Origin of the sequence: Paracoccus seriniphilus, from assembly GCF_028553745.1 — a bacterium.
GTDB classification, from domain to species: Bacteria; Pseudomonadota; Alphaproteobacteria; order Rhodobacterales; family Rhodobacteraceae; genus Paracoccus; species Paracoccus seriniphilus.
In genome coordinates, this window is record NZ_CP067129.1 from 2,353,434 (window position 1) to 2,370,523 (window position 17,090).

The 17,090-nt window shown below is 61.9% G+C and carries 16 protein-coding genes; 3 read left to right on the forward strand and 13 right to left on the reverse strand.

Annotated features, from left to right (window positions below; translation table 11 throughout):
• Position 1 precedes the first annotated feature (1 nt).
• Genes JHW44_RS11495 through JHW44_RS11505 form a run of 3 tightly spaced genes read right to left on the reverse strand, consistent with a single transcriptional unit; the run spans position 2 to position 2,186 of the window.
• Positions 2-664, reverse strand: coding sequence for an amino acid ABC transporter permease (locus JHW44_RS11495; protein ID WP_089342761.1), 663 nt, complete (start codon positions 662-664; stop codon positions 2-4).
• Positions 664-1,311, reverse strand: a complete 648-nt coding sequence (locus tag JHW44_RS11500; RefSeq protein WP_089342879.1) for an amino acid ABC transporter permease — start codon at positions 1,309-1,311, stop codon at positions 664-666. Before JHW44_RS11500 ends, JHW44_RS11495 begins: the two co-directional genes overlap by 1 nt.
• 56 nt (positions 1,312-1,367) lie before the next feature.
• Positions 1,368-2,186 (reverse strand): transporter substrate-binding domain-containing protein, encoded by an 819-nt coding sequence (locus JHW44_RS11505; RefSeq protein ID WP_089342760.1) that lies wholly within the window; start codon positions 2,184-2,186, stop codon positions 1,368-1,370.
• 293 nt (positions 2,187-2,479) lie between these two features.
• On the opposite strand from JHW44_RS11505, the gene katG reads away from it, so the two are divergent.
• Positions 2,480-4,693 carry a catalase/peroxidase HPI gene (katG, locus tag JHW44_RS11510; RefSeq protein WP_089342759.1) on the forward strand — a complete coding sequence of 738 codons (2,214 nt, stop codon included), beginning with the start codon at positions 2,480-2,482 and terminating at the stop codon, positions 4,691-4,693.
• Positions 4,694-4,755: 62 nt separating this feature from the next.
• Here the strand turns inward: katG and JHW44_RS11515 are convergent, their stop codons facing one another.
• From JHW44_RS11515 to JHW44_RS11560, 10 genes are all read right to left on the reverse strand, one after another.
• Positions 4,756-5,091, reverse strand: coding sequence for a hypothetical protein (locus JHW44_RS11515; protein ID WP_089342758.1), 336 nt, complete (start codon positions 5,089-5,091; stop codon positions 4,756-4,758).
• Positions 5,092-5,093: 2 nt separating this feature from the next.
• The gene (locus JHW44_RS11520; RefSeq protein WP_089342757.1) at positions 5,094-6,002 is read right to left on the reverse strand and encodes a DnaJ C-terminal domain-containing protein; all 909 of its coding nucleotides are present in this window, start codon (positions 6,000-6,002) and stop codon (positions 5,094-5,096) included.
• Positions 6,003-6,059: 57 nt separating this feature from the next.
• The gene (locus tag JHW44_RS11525) at positions 6,060-7,118 is read right to left on the reverse strand and encodes an aldo/keto reductase (protein ID WP_089342878.1); all 1,059 of its coding nucleotides are present in this window, start codon (positions 7,116-7,118) and stop codon (positions 6,060-6,062) included.
• Positions 7,119-7,206: 88 nt separating this feature from the next.
• The gene (locus JHW44_RS11530; RefSeq protein ID WP_089342756.1) at positions 7,207-7,959 is read right to left on the reverse strand and encodes an ABC transporter ATP-binding protein; all 753 of its coding nucleotides are present in this window, start codon (positions 7,957-7,959) and stop codon (positions 7,207-7,209) included.
• A gap of 50 nt (positions 7,960-8,009) precedes the next feature.
• Entirely contained in the window at positions 8,010-8,894 is an 885-nt protein-coding gene (locus tag JHW44_RS11535) for an ABC transporter ATP-binding protein (protein ID WP_089342755.1), read from the reverse strand.
• Positions 8,891-9,790 (reverse strand): nickel transporter permease, encoded by a 900-nt coding sequence (gene nikC / locus JHW44_RS11540; protein ID WP_245846740.1) that lies wholly within the window; start codon positions 9,788-9,790, stop codon positions 8,891-8,893. Before nikC ends, JHW44_RS11535 begins: the two co-directional genes overlap by 4 nt.
• A 14-nt stretch (positions 9,791-9,804) precedes the next feature.
• Positions 9,805-10,797: an ABC transporter permease gene (locus JHW44_RS11545; RefSeq protein ID WP_179217619.1), complete on the reverse strand. Its 993-nt coding sequence runs from the start codon at positions 10,795-10,797 to the stop codon at positions 9,805-9,807.
• Positions 10,798-10,890: 93 nt separating this feature from the next.
• The gene (locus tag JHW44_RS11550; protein WP_089342752.1) at positions 10,891-12,489 is read right to left on the reverse strand and encodes an ABC transporter substrate-binding protein; all 1,599 of its coding nucleotides are present in this window, start codon (positions 12,487-12,489) and stop codon (positions 10,891-10,893) included.
• Positions 12,490-12,625: 136 nt separating this feature from the next.
• Positions 12,626-13,774 carry a CaiB/BaiF CoA transferase family protein gene (locus JHW44_RS11555; protein ID WP_089342751.1) on the reverse strand — a complete coding sequence of 383 codons (1,149 nt, stop codon included), beginning with the start codon at positions 13,772-13,774 and terminating at the stop codon, positions 12,626-12,628.
• Positions 13,767-14,966: an acyl-CoA dehydrogenase gene (locus JHW44_RS11560; RefSeq protein ID WP_089342750.1), complete on the reverse strand. Its 1,200-nt coding sequence runs from the start codon at positions 14,964-14,966 to the stop codon at positions 13,767-13,769. The genes JHW44_RS11555 and JHW44_RS11560 overlap by 8 nt, the downstream gene beginning before the upstream one ends.
• Before the next feature lie 109 nt (positions 14,967-15,075).
• Here JHW44_RS11560 and JHW44_RS11565 point away from each other — a divergent pair, with 109 nt between their 5' ends.
• Positions 15,076-15,975 (forward strand): LysR family transcriptional regulator, encoded by a 900-nt coding sequence (locus tag JHW44_RS11565; RefSeq protein WP_089342877.1) that lies wholly within the window; start codon positions 15,076-15,078, stop codon positions 15,973-15,975.
• An 84-nt stretch (positions 15,976-16,059) separates the two neighbouring features.
• A complete protein-coding gene (locus tag JHW44_RS11570; RefSeq protein ID WP_179217608.1) occupies positions 16,060-17,088 on the forward strand; it encodes a hypothetical protein in 1,029 nt (342 codons plus the stop codon).
• The last annotated feature ends 2 nt before the right edge of the window (positions 17,089-17,090 follow it).

The following is a 17,090-nucleotide window of genomic DNA, read 5'->3' on the forward strand; positions in this document are numbered from 1 at the left end:
CTCAGACCCTTTCGATCAGATGTTTCGTGATGCGGGTTTCCACCCTGCGCCCCAGGCGCGAAATCGCCTCGACCAACCCCCAGAAGAACAGCGCCAGCACCAGATTGGCCTCAAGATAGCGGAAGGTTTCGGTCGACATGCGGCTGACCTGATACATCAGCTCGGGCACGGTGATGATCGACAGAATCACGGTTTCCTTGGTCAGGATGATCGAGAAATTCACCAATGCCGGCAGGGCCGAGACCAGCCCCAGCGGCAACAGCAGGCGCCGGATGATCACCGGCTCGGTCATGCCGATGGCGCGTGCGGCCTCGATCTGGCCGATGGGCACAGCATTGAAGCCCGACCGGAAAATCTCGGCGAAATAGGGGCTGCCATAGATGGTCAGCCCCAGCAGACCGGCAGGCAGCGCGTCCAGACGCAGGCCAATCAGCGGACCGCCATAATAGAGGACGAACAGCTGCACCAGAAAGGGCGTGCCGCGAATGATCTCGATGTAGATCTGCAGCAGCCAGCGGACCGGTTTGCTGCCATAGCGCTGCGCCAGCGCGATCAGCAGGCCCAGGGCCATGCCAAGCACGGTGCCCACCAGCCAGCAGAAGATGGTGATGCCAAAGCCGCGCAACAGCATCGGCGCATATTGTTGCAAGACATCCATATCCATCAGACGGCCGTCCTGTGTTCCAGCCAGCGCCCGATCCCCGCCAGGCAAAGATTGATGGCCAGATAGATGCAGGCTGCGGCCAGATAGACCTCCAGCGGGCGGAATGTCGTCGCCGCCTGCGCCTGGCTGGCACGGGTGATTTCCAGAATCCCCACGACCGAGACCAGGGACGAGGCCTTGACCAGCAGGATCAGTTCATTGATCAGCGCGGGCAGCGACATCACCACCGCCTGCGGCAGGATGATCCGCCCCCAGATCGTGCGCGCAGACATGCCGATCGCGACGGCGGCCTCGGATTGTCCGCGAGGCAGGGCCGAGATCGCCCCGCGCCAGATCTCGCTTATATAGGCGCTGGCGCATATGCCGACGCTGATGACCGCGGCGGCAACGGCCGGAACATTGATCCCGACGACCGGCAGCAGATAATACATCAGCAGCAATTGCACCAAGAGCGGGACACCGCGCAGAAAGCTGACCCAGATGGCCGCCACCCGGCGCAGCGCCTTGCTGGGCGAAAGCGCCGCCGCACAGACCAGCGCGCCGATCACCAGCCCCAGCGCGATACCAAGGCCCGATACAAGCAAGGTGTATCGCGCCGCCCAGGCCAGCGGGCCGAAACTGTCAATGAAGGTCGGGATACTGAACATCGGCATTCCGATTGATCGAAGCAGCGGGCAGGGTCAAGCCCCTGCCCGCGCCAAAATCACTGCGCCGGGACGGTCAGCGGCAGCTCGGTATAGACACCCAGCCATTTTTCCTGAATCGCCTTGATCCGGCCATCCTCGGTCATCTTGGCGATGGCATCCGCAATGGCCTTGGCAAAGCTCTCGCTGGCCTCTTCCTTGCGCAGCGCCCAACCGAAATAGGTCGGTTCGCCGAACTGGGCCGGTTCGAACAGCGCAAAGGTCTCGGGACGGTTCTTCACCAGATAGGTCAGGTTCGGCAACGAACCGGCAACCGCGTCCAGACGACCGACCGCCAGATCGGCATAGGCTTCATCGGTGGTGCCATATTCCTTGATCGAGATCCCGCCCAGGGTCTCGCCAAAGGCTTCAAGCTGACGAAACTGCGCGGTGCCCTGCTGAACGCCGATGGTCTTGCCGGCAATATCCTCGGGTTTCTGCAGGTCGTCATTTCCCGCAGCCTTGACCAGCGACACCGTGGCATCGGCAATCGGCGGCGTGAAGGTGTAACGCTCTTGCCGCTCGGGGGTGATGGTGACCGGGGCGATGATGATGTCGAACTTGCCGACCTCCAGACCGGGCAGTTCCGCCGGCCAGGGAATGTCCTGATAGACAGGCTCGACGCCCAGTTCCTTGCTGACTTCGTCGAACAGATCCTTGGTCATGCCCTCATAGGTGCCGTTGGTCAGCATGTCGAAGGGCGCGTAATGCATGTCGGTCGCGGTGACGATCTTGCCCGCCGCCTTGATGTCGGCCAATTGGTCGGCCATCGCAGGCACGGCCAACCCCGAAGCGACAAGCCCGAACAGCGCGCCTGTCAATGTGGTCCTGAGGGTCATGACGATCTCCTTGTTGGTATGTCGCGGTTATCGCCCGATTATCGCAGGAAATCCATGGGAACCAGCACCTGCATGACGCGCAACAGGAACTGCATGGGCATTGCGACTGCCTGCGTAAGGTTTCGGCAGAGGGTGCCAGCCCCATCGTCACCGCATTGGGCCGCGCGTCATCAGATATAGTTATGGTAGAGATCAGAAACTAAAATTTATTCCTATCGCATTCCTCTGCTAGCGTGATTTCATCCGATCGGGACAACACCTGCCCCGTCACAACCGCCGCTAGGGAGATGAAGATGGACGGAAATGATGTACCCACCGGCAAATGCCCGGTGATGCACGGCAGCGCACGCCACGTCAGCTTTGACGGGCGTTCGAATCGCGACTGGTGGCCCAACCAGCTGAACCTGAAAATCCTGCACCAGAACACGCCACTGTCCGATCCGATGGGAGAGGACTTTGACTATCGCAAGGAATTCCAGAAACTGGATATGGAAGCAGTCAAACAGGACCTGTTCGCACTGATGACCGACAGCCAGGACTGGTGGCCGGCCGATTATGGCCATTACGGCCCCTTCTTCATCCGCATGGCCTGGCACAGTGCCGGAACCTATCGCTCGGGCGATGGACGCGGCGGGGCTTCCTCGGGATCGCAGCGATTTGCACCGCTGAACAGCTGGCCTGACAACGGCAACCTGGACAAGGCGCGCCGCCTGCTGTGGCCGATCAAGAAGAAATACGGCAATGCGCTGTCATGGGCTGATCTGTTCATCCTTGCCGGCAATTGCGCCATCGAATCGATGGGTGGCAAGATATTCGGCTTTGGGGGCGGTCGCGAAGACATCTGGGAACCCGAAGAGGACATCTATTGGGGCGCCGAGGAAGAATGGCTGGCGACCAGCGACAAGCCGGGCAGCCGTTATACGGGTGATCGCTCGCTGGAAAACCCGCTTGCCGCTGTCCAGATGGGTCTGATCTACGTGAACCCCGAAGGCCCTGACGGCGTGCCGGACCCGGTTGCCTCGGGCCGTGACATCCGCGAGACCTTTGCCCGTATGGGCATGAATGACGAGGAAACCGTTGCCCTGACCGCAGGCGGCCATACCTTCGGGAAATGCCATGGCGCCGGGGATGCCGCCCTGCTGGGGCCTGAACCCGAAGCCGCTGACATCACCGCGATGGGGCTTGGCTGGCTCAGCAAATACGAAAGCGGCAAGGGCATTCACACGATCACCTCGGGCATCGAAGGCGCATGGACGCCCAATCCGACGCAATGGGACAACGGCTATTTCGACATGCTGTTCGGCTATGACTGGGAACTGACCAAAAGCCCCGCCGGCGCATATCAATGGACGGCTGTCGGCGTTGGCGAGGACCACATGGCCCCCGCAGCGGATGATCCGAACAGGAAGGTCAAGACGATCATGACCACCGCCGACATGGCGATGCGCATGGACCCGATCTATGAACCGATCTCGCGGCGATTCCACGAGAACCCCGAATTGCTGAAAGAGGCTTTCGCGCGGGCCTGGTTCAAGCTGACCCACCGCGACATGGGACCGAAATCGCGCTATCTGGGCCCCGATGTCCCTGAAGAGGATCTGCTCTGGCAGGATCCGCTGCCCCGGCGTGACCATGCGCTGATCGACGCGCAGGACATTCAGAACCTCAAGGCACAGATCATGGCCACCGGGCTGAGCGTGGCAGAACTGGTGCAGACCGCATGGGCCAGCGCCGCGACCTTCCGCGGGTCGGACAAGCGTGGTGGTGCGAATGGTGCGCGTATCCGTCTGGCCCCGCAAAAGGATTGGGACGTCAACCAGCCCGAGCAACTGGCGCGGGTTCTGGCACAGCTTGAGGCGGTGCAGTCGGAGTTCAACGCCTCGGCGACCGATGGCAAGCAGGTTTCACTGGCCGATCTGATCGTGCTGGGCGGTTGTGCCGCAATCGAACATGCCGCGAATGGCGCGATCGAGGTGCCCTTCACGCCGGGCCGCGTGGATGCCAGCCAGGAACAGACCGATATCGACGGGATGCAGTTCCTTGAGCCGGAAGCCGACGGGTTCCGCAACTATGTGAAGGCCGATTACAGCGTCCCGACCGAGAAGCTGCTGATCGACCGCGCGCAACTGCTGACGCTGACCGCGCCCGAGATGACGGTTCTGATCGGCGGGCTGCGGGTGCTGGGCAACAATCACGGCCAAAGCAGCCATGGTGTCTTTACCGACCGCCCCGGACAGTTGACCAATGATTTCTTTGTCAATCTGGTGGATATGGGCACGGAATGGAAAGCCGTCGAAGGTGCCACCGATCTGTACGAAGGTCGCGACCGCGCCACGGGCGAGGTCAAATGGACCGGCACCCGTGTCGATCTGGTCTTTGGCTCGAACTCGCAATTGCGGGCCCTGGCCGAGGTCTATGCATGCGATGGCAACCAGTCCAAGTTCATGGCCGATTTCGCCCGCGCATGGGCCAAAGTGATGGACGCCGATCGTTTCGATCTGGTCTGACCTGACAACAATCGGGCGCGGCGGCACCAACCGTCGCGCCCGTTCCCGACTTATGCCGCGCGCTAGCTGCGCATGCGATGCACGATCTCATGAATCTGCTGACGAACCTCGTCGGGTTGTTGCGCGACCGCATGCATGAGCGCGCGCATGTCCCCCCGAGCGGTGTTCAACTGGTCGATCAGCGACATCACGAGATGCATCGCGTCGCTTTGCAACTCATAGCCTTCACAAAGATCGCACAGCAATTGCAGCCGGGCGACATCGGCCTCGCGAAAGGCCGGCCCATCGCCGGTCTGCACCGGGCTGACGATGCGCTCCTGAACAAAGACCTGCAAGCGAGGCTCGGTCAGATCATCGATCAGTGTGACCACTTCGGTCTGGGAACAGTAGCGCGTCATATCTATGCCCCCTTGCGCGGATCATAGGCGTGGTCCTTGCGCCAGTTCGCCATGAACTCGGCCAGCGCATCGTCGATCTTGGGCGGCATGACGATCTTCAGTTCGACATGCTGATCGCCGCCCTTGATCCCGCGACCGCGCAGGCGCAGTTTTTGCCCCGTCGTTGCCCCTTTCGGGATCGACAGGTTGACCGGACCGTCGATCGTGGGCACGGGAACCTTTCCGCCCAGCACAGCCTCGTCAATCGAGATCGGCAGGGTCACCAGGATGTCGTTTCCGTCCCGCCCGAACTGCGGATGCGGCGCCACCGAGACGGTCAGATAGGCATCACCGGCTGCGCCCTTGCCCATGCCCTTGCCGCCCTTGCCGCGCAGCCGGATCGTCTGGCCGTCGCGCACGCCTTCGGGAATAGCCACCTCCAGCGTACCACCCTCGGGCAGGGTGATGCGCGTCTTGCCGCCCTTGGCCGCGGTCAGGAAATCGATTTCAAGATTGAAGCGGTAATCCTGCCCGCGCATGTCATAGCCGCCCGCCCGCGCACCGAATCCGGCACCGGCACCGCCACGACGTCCGAAGAGATCGGCAAAGACATCCGACAGGTCGGGATCGCCTTCGAATCCATAGCTTTGCGCATAGGGATTCCCGGCGGCCTCGGCATGTTCGCGATAGTAGCGCCGCTGCTGGTTCTCCTGACCCTGACTGTCGATTTCGCCCGCATCATAGCGGCGGCGCTGCTCGGGATCCTTCAACAGGTCATAGGCCGAGGCAGCAGCCTTGAAGCGTTCGTTCGCCGCCGGATCCGGGTTGAGATCCGGGTGGTCTTCCTTGGCAATCTTTCGATAGGCTTTCTTGATCTCGGCGTCGGTGGCCGATTTCGTCAGCCCCAACGCCGCATACGGATCACCTGCCATGTCATATCCCCGCTTCCTGTCTTTCATATCAGAAACATAGGCAGCGGGGGCATTACATCAATAGGGCATGGGATGTTGCCGGTGCAGCTTGTTGATGCCGCGAAGCAGTTCATCCGGCAGTTCCCTGCCGAAACCGTCAATCAGATGCTGCAACTGGGCAGTATCGGTAGCTCCGACGATCGGCACGACCTTGAAGGGACGGGTCAGCTGCCAGGCGATGGCCATATGCACCGGATCCCAGCCATGCTGCCCGGCCAGATCGGCATAGGCATCGGCAGCAGTCAGGGCCCGGGCGGTCAGGCGACCACCCAGATTGCCCATGCCACCCACGGATTTATCCACCGCCACGCGGCTTTTGTCAGGAATGTTCCCATTGGCATATTTGCCGGTCAGGATACCCGCCGCCAGGGGCGAATAGGACAGCAGGGTGACATCTTCGTTGACCGCCACCTCGGCAAGATCGGTGTCATAGGCGCGATAGAGCAGCGAATATTCGTTCTGGATCGCGGCCATGCGCGGCGCATCCAGCGCCGTCGCTACATCGCACCACTTGGTCAGCCCCCAAGCGCTTTCATTCGACAGACCGGCGGCCCTGATCTTGCCCGCCTTGCGCGCCGTTTTCAGGGCTTCCAGCACATCGGCCATATGATCCAGCGTTTCCTGCCGGGATTGCGCCGAGGGATCATAGGTCCAGTTCTGCCGGAAGGCATAGGAGCCCCGGACCGGCCAATGCAGCTGATACAGGTCGATATAATCACTTTGCAGCCGCGACAGGGACCTATCGATGCAGTCCAGCACCGTCTTGCCATCAAAGGGCGCGCCATCACGGATCAACTGGGTCGGCCCGGTGATCTTGGTGGCGATCTGCACGCGGTCGCGCGACCCGCCCCTGGCCAGCCAGCGGCCAATGACCTCTTCGGACCCGCCAAAGGTTTCCCTGCGGACCGGGTTGACCGGATACATCTCGGCGCAGTCGAAAAAACTCAGGCCAATTTCGACAGCCCGGTCCATCTGCGCATGGGCATCCGGTTCGGCCGTCTGATTGCCGAAGGTCATCGTTCCAAGGCAGATTTCGCTGACCTCGACATCGCTGCCACCCAGCCTTACGCGCTTCATTTTCATCTTTGCCATTCCTTGCGTTCCGGCGCGCAAGCTAGCGATAACACCGTTGGGCGCAACCCTTGCCCTGGCACCACCCCTTGCGTCAGGCCCGGGAATATCCCGCCGAGGCCTTGATCAGATGCCTGGTATAATCCTGCTTGCCCTCGCCACGACGCAGGGCATCGCCCGACATGATCTCGACGATCCGGCCATGCTGCATGACGGCCAGCCGGTCGCACATATGCGCCACCACCGCGAGGTCATGGCTGACCATCACATAGGTCAGATCATGTTCGGCGCGCAGATCGGCCAGCAGATTGAGGATCTCGGCCTGTACGCTGACGTCCAGCGCGCTTGTCGGTTCATCCAGCAAAAGCAGCCGGGGCTCTGCCGCCAGAGCGCGCGCGATCGCCACCCGCTGGCGCTGCCCGCCTGACAGTTGATGCGGATAGCGGAAGCGAAAACCGCGCCCCAGCCCGACATCGTCCAGAAGTTGCACGATGCGCCGGTCGATATCCTGCATGCCTTGCAGCTTCAGGGCCTCACTGAGCACAGAATCGACAGAATGGCGCGGATGCAGGCTGGCATAAGGATCCTGAAAGACCATCTGCACGGTTTTGTAGAAGCCACGGTCGCGCCTGCGGCCGATGACCTGCTGACCCGCGACGGTGATCTGGCCGGACCACGTGTCGATCAGCCCGGCGATGGCGCGCAGGATCGTGGATTTTCCCGATCCGGATTCCCCGACGAGACCGAAGCTTTCTCCCTGCGCGACATCAAAGGAAGCCTGTTTGACGGCATCGACCCGGTCGGGCGGGAAGCCGAACCAGACGTCGAGATCCCTGACGTTCAGCATGGGCGCACCGGAGTCATCGGGGTATTTTCACGAAGAAGAAGCGGCATGGCTCACAAGCCTCCGGGAAATTCGGTTTCAAGGCTATCCGTCAGCGGGTCACCGTCGCGCCAGTTGTCCTGTCGTGTCAGGACAGGCAGGCGATCCACCGGTGCGTCAAGGCGTGGCAGGCTGTTCAGCAGACCGCGCGTATAGGGGTGGCGGGCCTCATGCAGATCCTGTGCCGCCAGGGTTTCGACGATACGACCCGCATACATGATCAGCACACGGTCGCAGAACTGCGCGACCAGATTGAGGTCATGGCTGATGAAGATCAGCCCCATGCCGCGATCGCGCACCAGCCTGTCCATGATGTTCAGCACCTCGGTGCGCACCGAGACGTCAAGGGCCGAGGTCGGTTCATCGGCGATCAGGATTTCCGGGTCCGGCGCCAGCATCATGGCGATCATGATACGCTGTCCCATGCCGCCTGAAACCTCATGCGGGTAGGTCTCCATGACGCGTTCGGGATCGCGGATCTGCACGGCCTCGAGCATTTCCAGCGCCTTTTGCCGTGCCGCATCCTTGCCGCCGCCGGCATGCAGGCGATAGGCTTCCATGATCTGGTTGCCGATCTTCATCACCGGGTTGAGGCTGAATTTCGGATCCTGCATCACCATGCTGATACGGCTGCCGCGGATCTTGCGCATCTGCCGTTCGGGAAGATTGAGGATCGCGCGGCCGTGAAACTCCATCCGGTCGGCCTGCACCTGTCCGGGCGGGCGGACCAGACCCAGAAGGGAGCGCCCCGTCATGGATTTTCCCGAACCGGATTCGCCCACCACGCCCAACCTTTCGCGACCAAGATCGAAGCTGACCCCGCGCACGGCCTCGAATACCCCTTGGCGGGTCGGGAATGTCACGCACAGGTTTCGAACAGACAGCAGGGGATCGGTCATTCCCTGGCTCCTTTCGGATCAAGAACATCGCGCAGCCCGTCCCCCAGCAGGTTGAAGGCAAGGCTGACGATGAAGATGGCCAGCCCCGGCATGGCCGCCACCCACCAGAAATCGAGGATATATGTGCGCCCGTCCGAGATCATGGCCCCCCATTCAGGCATCGGCGGCTGCGCCCCCAGCCCCAGAAAGCCCAGCCCCGCTGCCGAAAGGATGATCCCGGCCATGTCCAGGGCCACCCGCACGATCAGCGAACTGACGCAAAGCGGCCAGATATGGCGGATCAGCAGCCGCATGGGACCAGCCCCCTGCAAGCGGGCGGCCGAGATGTAATCGGCATTGCGGATGGTCAGGGTCTCGGCCCGGGCAAGGCGGGCATAGGGGGGCCATGCTGTCAGTGCCAGCGCCAGCACGGCGTTGCCGATGCTGGCACCAAGCGCGGCCACGAAGGCCAGCGCGAGGATCAGCTTGGGGAAGGCCAGAAAGATATCGGTGATCCGCATCAGGACCTGGTCGACCCAGCCGCCGGAAAACCCCGCGACGGTGCCGATGAACAGGCCGATGATGGGTGCGATCAGTGCCACCGTGCCGACGATGAACAGGGTGATGCGCGAGCCGTGGATCAGGCGCGACAAGATATCGCGCCCCAATGCGTCCGTGCCAAGCCAATGCGCGCGCGAAGGTGGCTGCAGGCGCCCGGCAAGATCCTGGGCATAGGGATCCTGCGGTGCCAGCCATGGGGCGAATAGCGCCATGGTGATCAGGATGATCAGGATGATCAGGCCCAGCATCGCCAGCTTGTTGGCGCGAAAGGTCAGCCACCCCTGATAGAGCGCCCCGAGCCGGGCCTGCCTGCGCGTTTGCGGGGCGTCCGACAGCAGCCATTGGCGTCTGGTCATCTGGCGGGCTTCATTCATTTCGACCTCGGGTCCAGAACGCGATAGAGCAGATCGCTGAGAAGATTCAGGGCGATAAAGCAGGTGCCCACCACCACCGTGCCCCCAAGAACGGCATTCATATCTCCGGCCAGCAGGGATTTGGTGATATATTGTCCCAGTCCGGGCCAGCTGAAGATGATCTCGGTCAGCACTGATCCTTCCAGCAGAGAACCAAAGGACAGCGCGATCACCGTAACCAGCGGAATCGCAATATTGCGAAAGGCGTGACGCCAGATCACCGCGGTTTCCGACAGGCCCTTGACGCGGGCGGTGGTGATATATTCCGCGCTCAGCTGTTCCAGCATGAAGCTGCGGGTCATCCGGCTGATATAGGCCAGGCTGAAATAGCCAAGAAGGCTGGCGGGCAGAATGATATGGCTGAAGGCATCCTTGAAGGCGGCCCAGTCTCGGGCCAGCAGGGAATCGACAAGCACCAGACCGGTCACCGATGGCAGCATCCCGTCATAGATGATGCCCTGACGCCCCGGTCCGCCAACCCAGCCAAGGATGCCGTAAAACAACAGCAGCCCCATCAGCCCCAGCCAGAAGATCGGCATGGAATATCCGACCAGTGCCACGACGCGGGCGACCTGATCGATGATGCCGCCACGACGCGCGGCGGCGATCACCCCAAGAGGCACACCGGCACAGACACCTATCAGCGTGCCTAGCGCGGCCAGTTCCAATGTCGCGGGAAACACGCGCTTGATGTCATCGATCACCAACTGCCCCGTCGAGATCGAGCGTCCGAAATCTCCGCCAAGGACATCGCCGATATATCCGATGAACTGGATGTAGAGCGGCTTGTCCAGGCCCATCGCCTGATAGGCCGCGTCGTATTGTGCCTGGCTGGCACGGTCGCCCACCACCTTCAGCACCGGGTCGATCGGCATGACCCGCCCGATGATGAAGGTGACCAGCAGCAGCCCCAGCAAAGTCAGCACAAGAGAAAGCACTGTTCCGGCAATACTGCGGAAACGGCGGCCGCGTGCGGCACGCCGGTCGGCAGAGGAAAGCGGCGGAGTCTGGCCCCGCCCGCCTGAGTCGGTATGTGCCAAAGCCTATTCGCCCTTGGTAACCTGACGATAGATCACCGAGGCCACGGCTCCGCCCGAGTTCCAGTTCTGCACGTTTTCCTGCAGGCCGGTATTCTCGATACGCTGGAACAGCGGCACGATCGGGGCCTCGGCCTGATACTGGCGCTGGATGTCCATATACATCTGGGCGCGTTTCTCGCCATCCTGTTCCAGAGTCGCGGCAACGGTGGCCTCGTTCATTTCCTCGGGCACGGCATAGGCGTTGCGCCATGCCAGCAGGCCGGTCGCGCGGGCCTCGTCGCTGTTGTCGGGATTATAGGCAAAGGTCGCTGCATTGGTGTTGGGATCCGAATAATCCGGCCCCCATTCGCCAAGGAAGATGGGCACTTCGCGAGCACGATAGGCATCCAGCACCTGCGCGCCGGTCATCTGTTCGATATTCAGCGTCAGCCCGGCCTGTGCCATCGATGCCTGCAAGGCCTGCGCCACATCCACATATTCGCGCAGATCACGAACCTTGGTCGTGATGGTGCCGCCCTCGATCCCGGCATCTGCAAGGATCTGCTTGGCCTTTTCGACATCATAGGTCCAGGGCTGTTCCTCCAGCGCACCCAGATATCCCTTGGGCAGGAAGGACTGATGGGTCATGAACATGCCCTTCAGGAAGCTGTTGGTGATGCCCTCGTAATCGACCAGATATTTCATCGCCTCGATCACGGCGGGGTTGGACAGAAGCTCATCCTTCTGGTTCAGACCCATATACAGAATCCGACCGCGCGGCTCGTCCTGAATTTTCACGCCATCGGTGCTGGACAAGGATTCGACATCGGTGGGCGTCAGGTTGCGCGCCGCATCGATATCGCCTTTTTCCAGCAGCAGGCGTTGCGCACTGGATTCCGCGACATTGCGCACGACGATGCGTTTCATCGCCGGGGCACCCTGCCAGTAATCCTCATAGGCGGCCAGTTGCACCGCCTGATTGGGTTGCCACGCCGCCAGGGTAAAGGCACCCGAACCGGCCTCATTGGTGTTCAGCCAGGTATTGCCCAGATCATCGCCTTCGGCATGGCTCATCACCGTTTCCTTGTCGATGACGCTGGCGACATCGGCGGTCAGGCAGTTCAGCACGAAGGTCGGCGCATAGGGCTGATCCAGCGTCAGCGTCAGCTTGTTGCCGTCAAAGGTGATCTTTTCCTCGACGTTCTCGGGGGTAAAGCCGAATTGCGTCAGGATGAAGGCCGGTGTCTTGTTCAGCTTGACGACGCGTTGCAGCGACCATGCCGCATCCTCGGCCCGCACCGGATTGCCCGAGTGGAAGGTTACGCCATCGCGGATGGTGAAGGTGATCGACAGGCCATCCTCGGACACCTCCCAGCTTTCTGCCAGCGAGGGTTGAAAGCCCTTGTCCATATCCAGCGGATCGAAATCGACCAGCCGGTCATAGGTGTTGTTGTTGACGTCATTGCCCGAGAATTCAAAGGTCTGCGCCGGATCAAGGCTGATGATGTCGTCAATGGCGGCAGCCACGACCAGCGTATCGGCGGGCGTTTCAGCATAGGCGGCCGGAGCAAGCGCAATCGCCGAGGCCAGCAACAGCGCGCGCGGTGTCAGAAGATGTTTCATGATTTGGTTCCCCGTCGTCTTGTTGGCTCCCGGCGGGACCGGGGCTGCATGGAATGCAGGTTGGCGCAAGGCGCCTGCGCTGGCAAGGGGCGCGGTTCCGAACCGCAGCCCCGGTCCGGAACTGCCTGCAAGACGTTCAGTCGGCCTCGAAACTCCAGCTTCCGCCACCCAATGCGGGGGCGGCGCGTTCCACCGTCAGCGGGCTGCGCGAAAAGCGGATCGGGGTTCGCAGCCCGGCAATGCCTTCGGGCGCGATCCGCATACCGCGTGCCGCAACCTGGGGGTCGGCCAACGCCTCGGCCACGTCATTCACCGGCCCCGCCGGAACCCCGGCCTTTTCCAGCGCGGCGATCAGTTCGGCGCGACTGCTGCGCCGGGTGGCATCGGCCAGAATCGGGATCAGCCGTTCGCGATTGGCGACACGCGCGGGGTTGGTCGCATAGTCGGCATCGCTTGCAAGGTCATCCAGCCCCAGCGCCGCGCAGAGCATCGCGAACTGACGGTCATTGCCACAGGCGATGATCATTTGACCGTCGCTGGCCGGGAACAGCTGATAGGGCACGATATTGGGATGTGCATTGCCCAGCCGATGGGGCACCTTGCCGCCCAGCAGGTAGTTGGTTGCCTGATTGGCCAGCACGGCAACGCCACAATCCATCAGCGACAGGTCGAGATGCTGCCCCATGCCCGATCGCGCCCTTTCGGCCAACGCTGCCTGCACGGCGACAACGCCATACAGTCCGGTGAAGATGTCGATCCAGGCCACGCCGACCTTCTGGGGCTCGCCCTCGGGATCGCCGGTCAGATCCATGATTCCCGTCATGCCCTGAATCAGGAAATCATAGCCCGGCTGCGCCGCACGCGGGCCATCCTGACCAAAGCCGGTGATCGAGGCATAGACCAGGCCGGGATTGCGCGCAGACAGGCTGTCATAGTCCAGCCCGTATCGCTTCAACCCGCCCAGCTTGAAATTCTCGATCACCACATCGGCCTGATCGATCAGCCCGATCAGCCGATCCAGATCGGCCTTGTCCCTGAAATCGCAGGTGACCGAGCGTTTGCCGCGATTGGCCGCGTGGAAATAGGCGGCCACGGTTTCGGTACTGCCATCTGCGCAGGGGCGTTCGATGAAAGGTGGCCCCCAGCGGCGGGTGTCGTCACCTTCGGGAGCCTCGATCTTGATGACCTCGGCGCCCAGATCGGCCAATGTCTGACCGATCCAGGGACCGGCCAGAATGCGCGCCAGTTCGACGACCTTCAGTCCTTTCAGCGGAGCCTCAGCCAAAAGCCTGCAACCCCGTCTGAGCGCGACCAAGGATCAGCGCGTGAACATCATGCGTGCCCTCGTAGGTGTTCACCGTCTCGAGGTTCTGGGCGTGGCGCATGACATGATATTCGACCTGAATGCCATTGCCGCCGTGCATGTCGCGGGCCATGCGGGCGATATCCAGCGCCTTGCCGCAATTGTTCCGCTTGACGATGGAAATCATCTCGGGCGCGAAACGGCCTTCGTCAAACAGCCGCCCCACACGCAGAGAGGCCTGCAGGCCAAGCGCGATCTCGGTCTGCATGTCGGCCAGCTTTTTCTGGAACAACTGTGTGGCGGCCAGCGGCTTGTTGAACTGATGGCGGTCCAGACCGTATTGCCGGGCGCGGAACCAACAGTCCTCGGCCGCCCCCATCACGCCCCAGCTGATGCCATAGCGCGCGCGGTTCAGACAGCCGAAGGGCCCGCCCATGCCTTCGATATTGGGCAACAGCGCGTCTTCGCCGACCTCGACATCCTCCATCACGATCTCGCCGGTGATCGAGGCACGCAGCGACAGCTTGCCGCCGATCTTGGGCGCGGACAGACCCTTCATGCCCTTTTCCAGCACGAAGCCGCGCACCTTGCCGCCATGGGCTTCGGACTTGGCCCAGACCACGAAGACATCCGCGATGGGTGCATTCGAAATCCACATCTTCGAACCGTTCAGCACATAGCCGCCCTCGGTCTTCCTGGCGCGGGTCTTCATGCCGCCGGGATCGGATCCGGCATCGGGCTCGGTCAGGCCAAAGCAGCCGATGAACTCGCCCGAGGCCAGCCTGGGCAGATATTTCTGCTTCTGCTCTTCGCTGCCATAGGCTTCGATCGGGAACATCACCAGCGAGGACTGGACCGAGGCCATGCTGCGATAGCCGCTGTCGATCCGCTCGATTTCGCGCGCAACAAGGCCATAGGACACATAAGAGGCCCCGACGCCACCATATTCCTCGGCCACGGTCACGCCCAGCATGCCCGCAGCGCCCATTTCACGGAAGATCTCGGGGTCGGTGTGTTCATCCATATAGGCGTCCTGCACCCGCGGCGCGAGGCTTTCAGCCGCAAAGGCCGCCGCGCTGTCGCGGATCATGCGCTCTTCTTCGGTCAGCTGGTCGCTCAGCAGGAACGGGTCGTCCCAGGTGAAGGCGGCGCCCTTGTGCGATTTCGTGGACATCAATTTCCTCCTAAACGGACCCAAAGCTTTCTGCCGCCCAGTCTTAACCTTTTGCAACCGTCGCACAAAACGCATAATGCACATCAGTTCATGCATGGAATGAATGATCATGCGCCAAAGACGCTTTCTGCCCAATCTCAGCCTGCTGCTGGCTTTCGATGCGGTGATGCGCAACGGGTCGGTCACGGCAGCCGCCCATGACCTGTCACTGACCCAAAGCACGGTCAGCCGCCTGATCCAGACGCTGGAGGCCCAATTGGGTCAGGTTCTGTTCACCCGCCACCGCAAGCGGCTGATCCCGACCGAGGCTGCCCAACGCTATTTCCGTGAAATCTCGAATGCGCTGGATATCGTGCAGCGGGCCAGCATGTCGGTCATTGCCAATCCCGATGGCGGCGCGCTGTCGCTGGCGGTCCTGCCGACATTCGGCACCCGGTGGTTGGCACCGCGCCTGCCCGACTTCATGTCGGCCAATCCCGGCATCTCGATCAATCTTTCGACCCGTTTCACGCGGTTCAATTTCGACACCGAGCCGTTTGACGCGATGATGTGCTTTGGGCAGGACGACTGGCCCGAAGCCAGCCACATGAAGCTGTTCGACGAAAAGATGACAGCCTGTGTTTCTGCGGATTTTCTGCAACGCCACCCGATCCACCACGCCGAGGATCTGCATGATTGCCTGCTGTTGCAGCTGGAGACCCGCCCGACGGCATGGAACGCCTGGTTCAAGGGACAGTCCGCCCCGCCCCCGCCGGTGTCCAACGCCATGCTGATGGATCAGTTTTCCATGATGATCCAGGCCGCGATTTCCGGCATCGGCGTTGCACTGCTGCCCGATTATCTGGCCCGGATCGAGATCGCACAGGGCCGTCTGCACCCGGTGTTGCGCGAGGCGGTCCCCGGACCCGGAGCCTATTGGCTGGTCTGGCCTCAGGCCAAGGATGACTTCGGGCCGCTGCGCGCCTTCCGGCAGTGGATCTCGTCCAGCCTGGCGCAGCAGGAGCCATAGGAAAACAGCGACGACAGGGATGCAGTGACTTTCCCCTGACATGATTGCAACCTATTGTCCGCGCAAATCAATGGAACAGACAAAATGCCCGCAAAGCCTCTGAACATCCGCCCTGTCCGCGATATCGCGACACAACCCAATCTGCTGATCGTGGCGCAGGCCGGACGTCTGGAATACGAGGCGCTGATTCTCGCTGCCAGCCTGCGGCATTCCTCACCGGGCTGGAAGGGCAAGCTGATCGTCGCCGAGCCCCGGCCCGAAGGCGCATGGCTGGGGCATGAAACACTGATTTCCGAGCCGGTGCGCGGGGCGCTGCAGCATCTGGATGCCGAGATACGCCCCTTCACCGCGCAGCATTTTGGAGCCGCCTATCCCTATGGCAACAAGATCGAGGCGCTGTCCGTCCTGCCCGAAGAGGAGCCCTTCCTGTTTCTGGACAGCGACACATTGATCACCGGGTCACTGGACAGGCTTGAATTTGATTTCGACCGGCCTTCGGCCTCGATGCGGCGCGAAGGAACATGGCCGGTGCCGCCGCTCTATGGCCCCGGGTATGGGGCCATCTGGAAGTCGCTCTATGATCGCTTCGGACTGGATTTCGACAGTTCTCTGGACCTCTCGCAGCCGGATGAGCATTGGGAACGCTATCTGTATTTCAACGCCGGCTGGTTCTTCGGCGCCGATCCGGCCGAATTCGGGCGCAGGTTTCTGGAATGGGCGCTGGCTGTGCGCGCCGAACCCGGCGATGAACTGGCCTGCCAGAGTCTGGACCCCTGGCTGGATCAGGTGGTCCTGCCGCTGGTCATCCATTCCCTCGGTGGCGGTCGCCCCGATGAAGCACTGGCCGGTCTGGATGGGGCAACGACCTGCCACTATCGCAAGTTGCCGCTGCTTTACGCCACGCAACCCGATGAGGTGCTGGATGTCCTTGAACAGGCGGTCGCGCCCAACAAGATCAAGAAATGCCTGCGTGAATGGGAACCCGCCCGCAAGCTGATCTATCAAGGCAAAGGGCGCAGCAAGGTGCGCCCCATGTTCGATCGTGATGCCCTGCCTGCGCGCGAACAGCCCATTCGGAACCAGTTGCGCAAGAAGGGCTGGTGGCTGGTCTGACG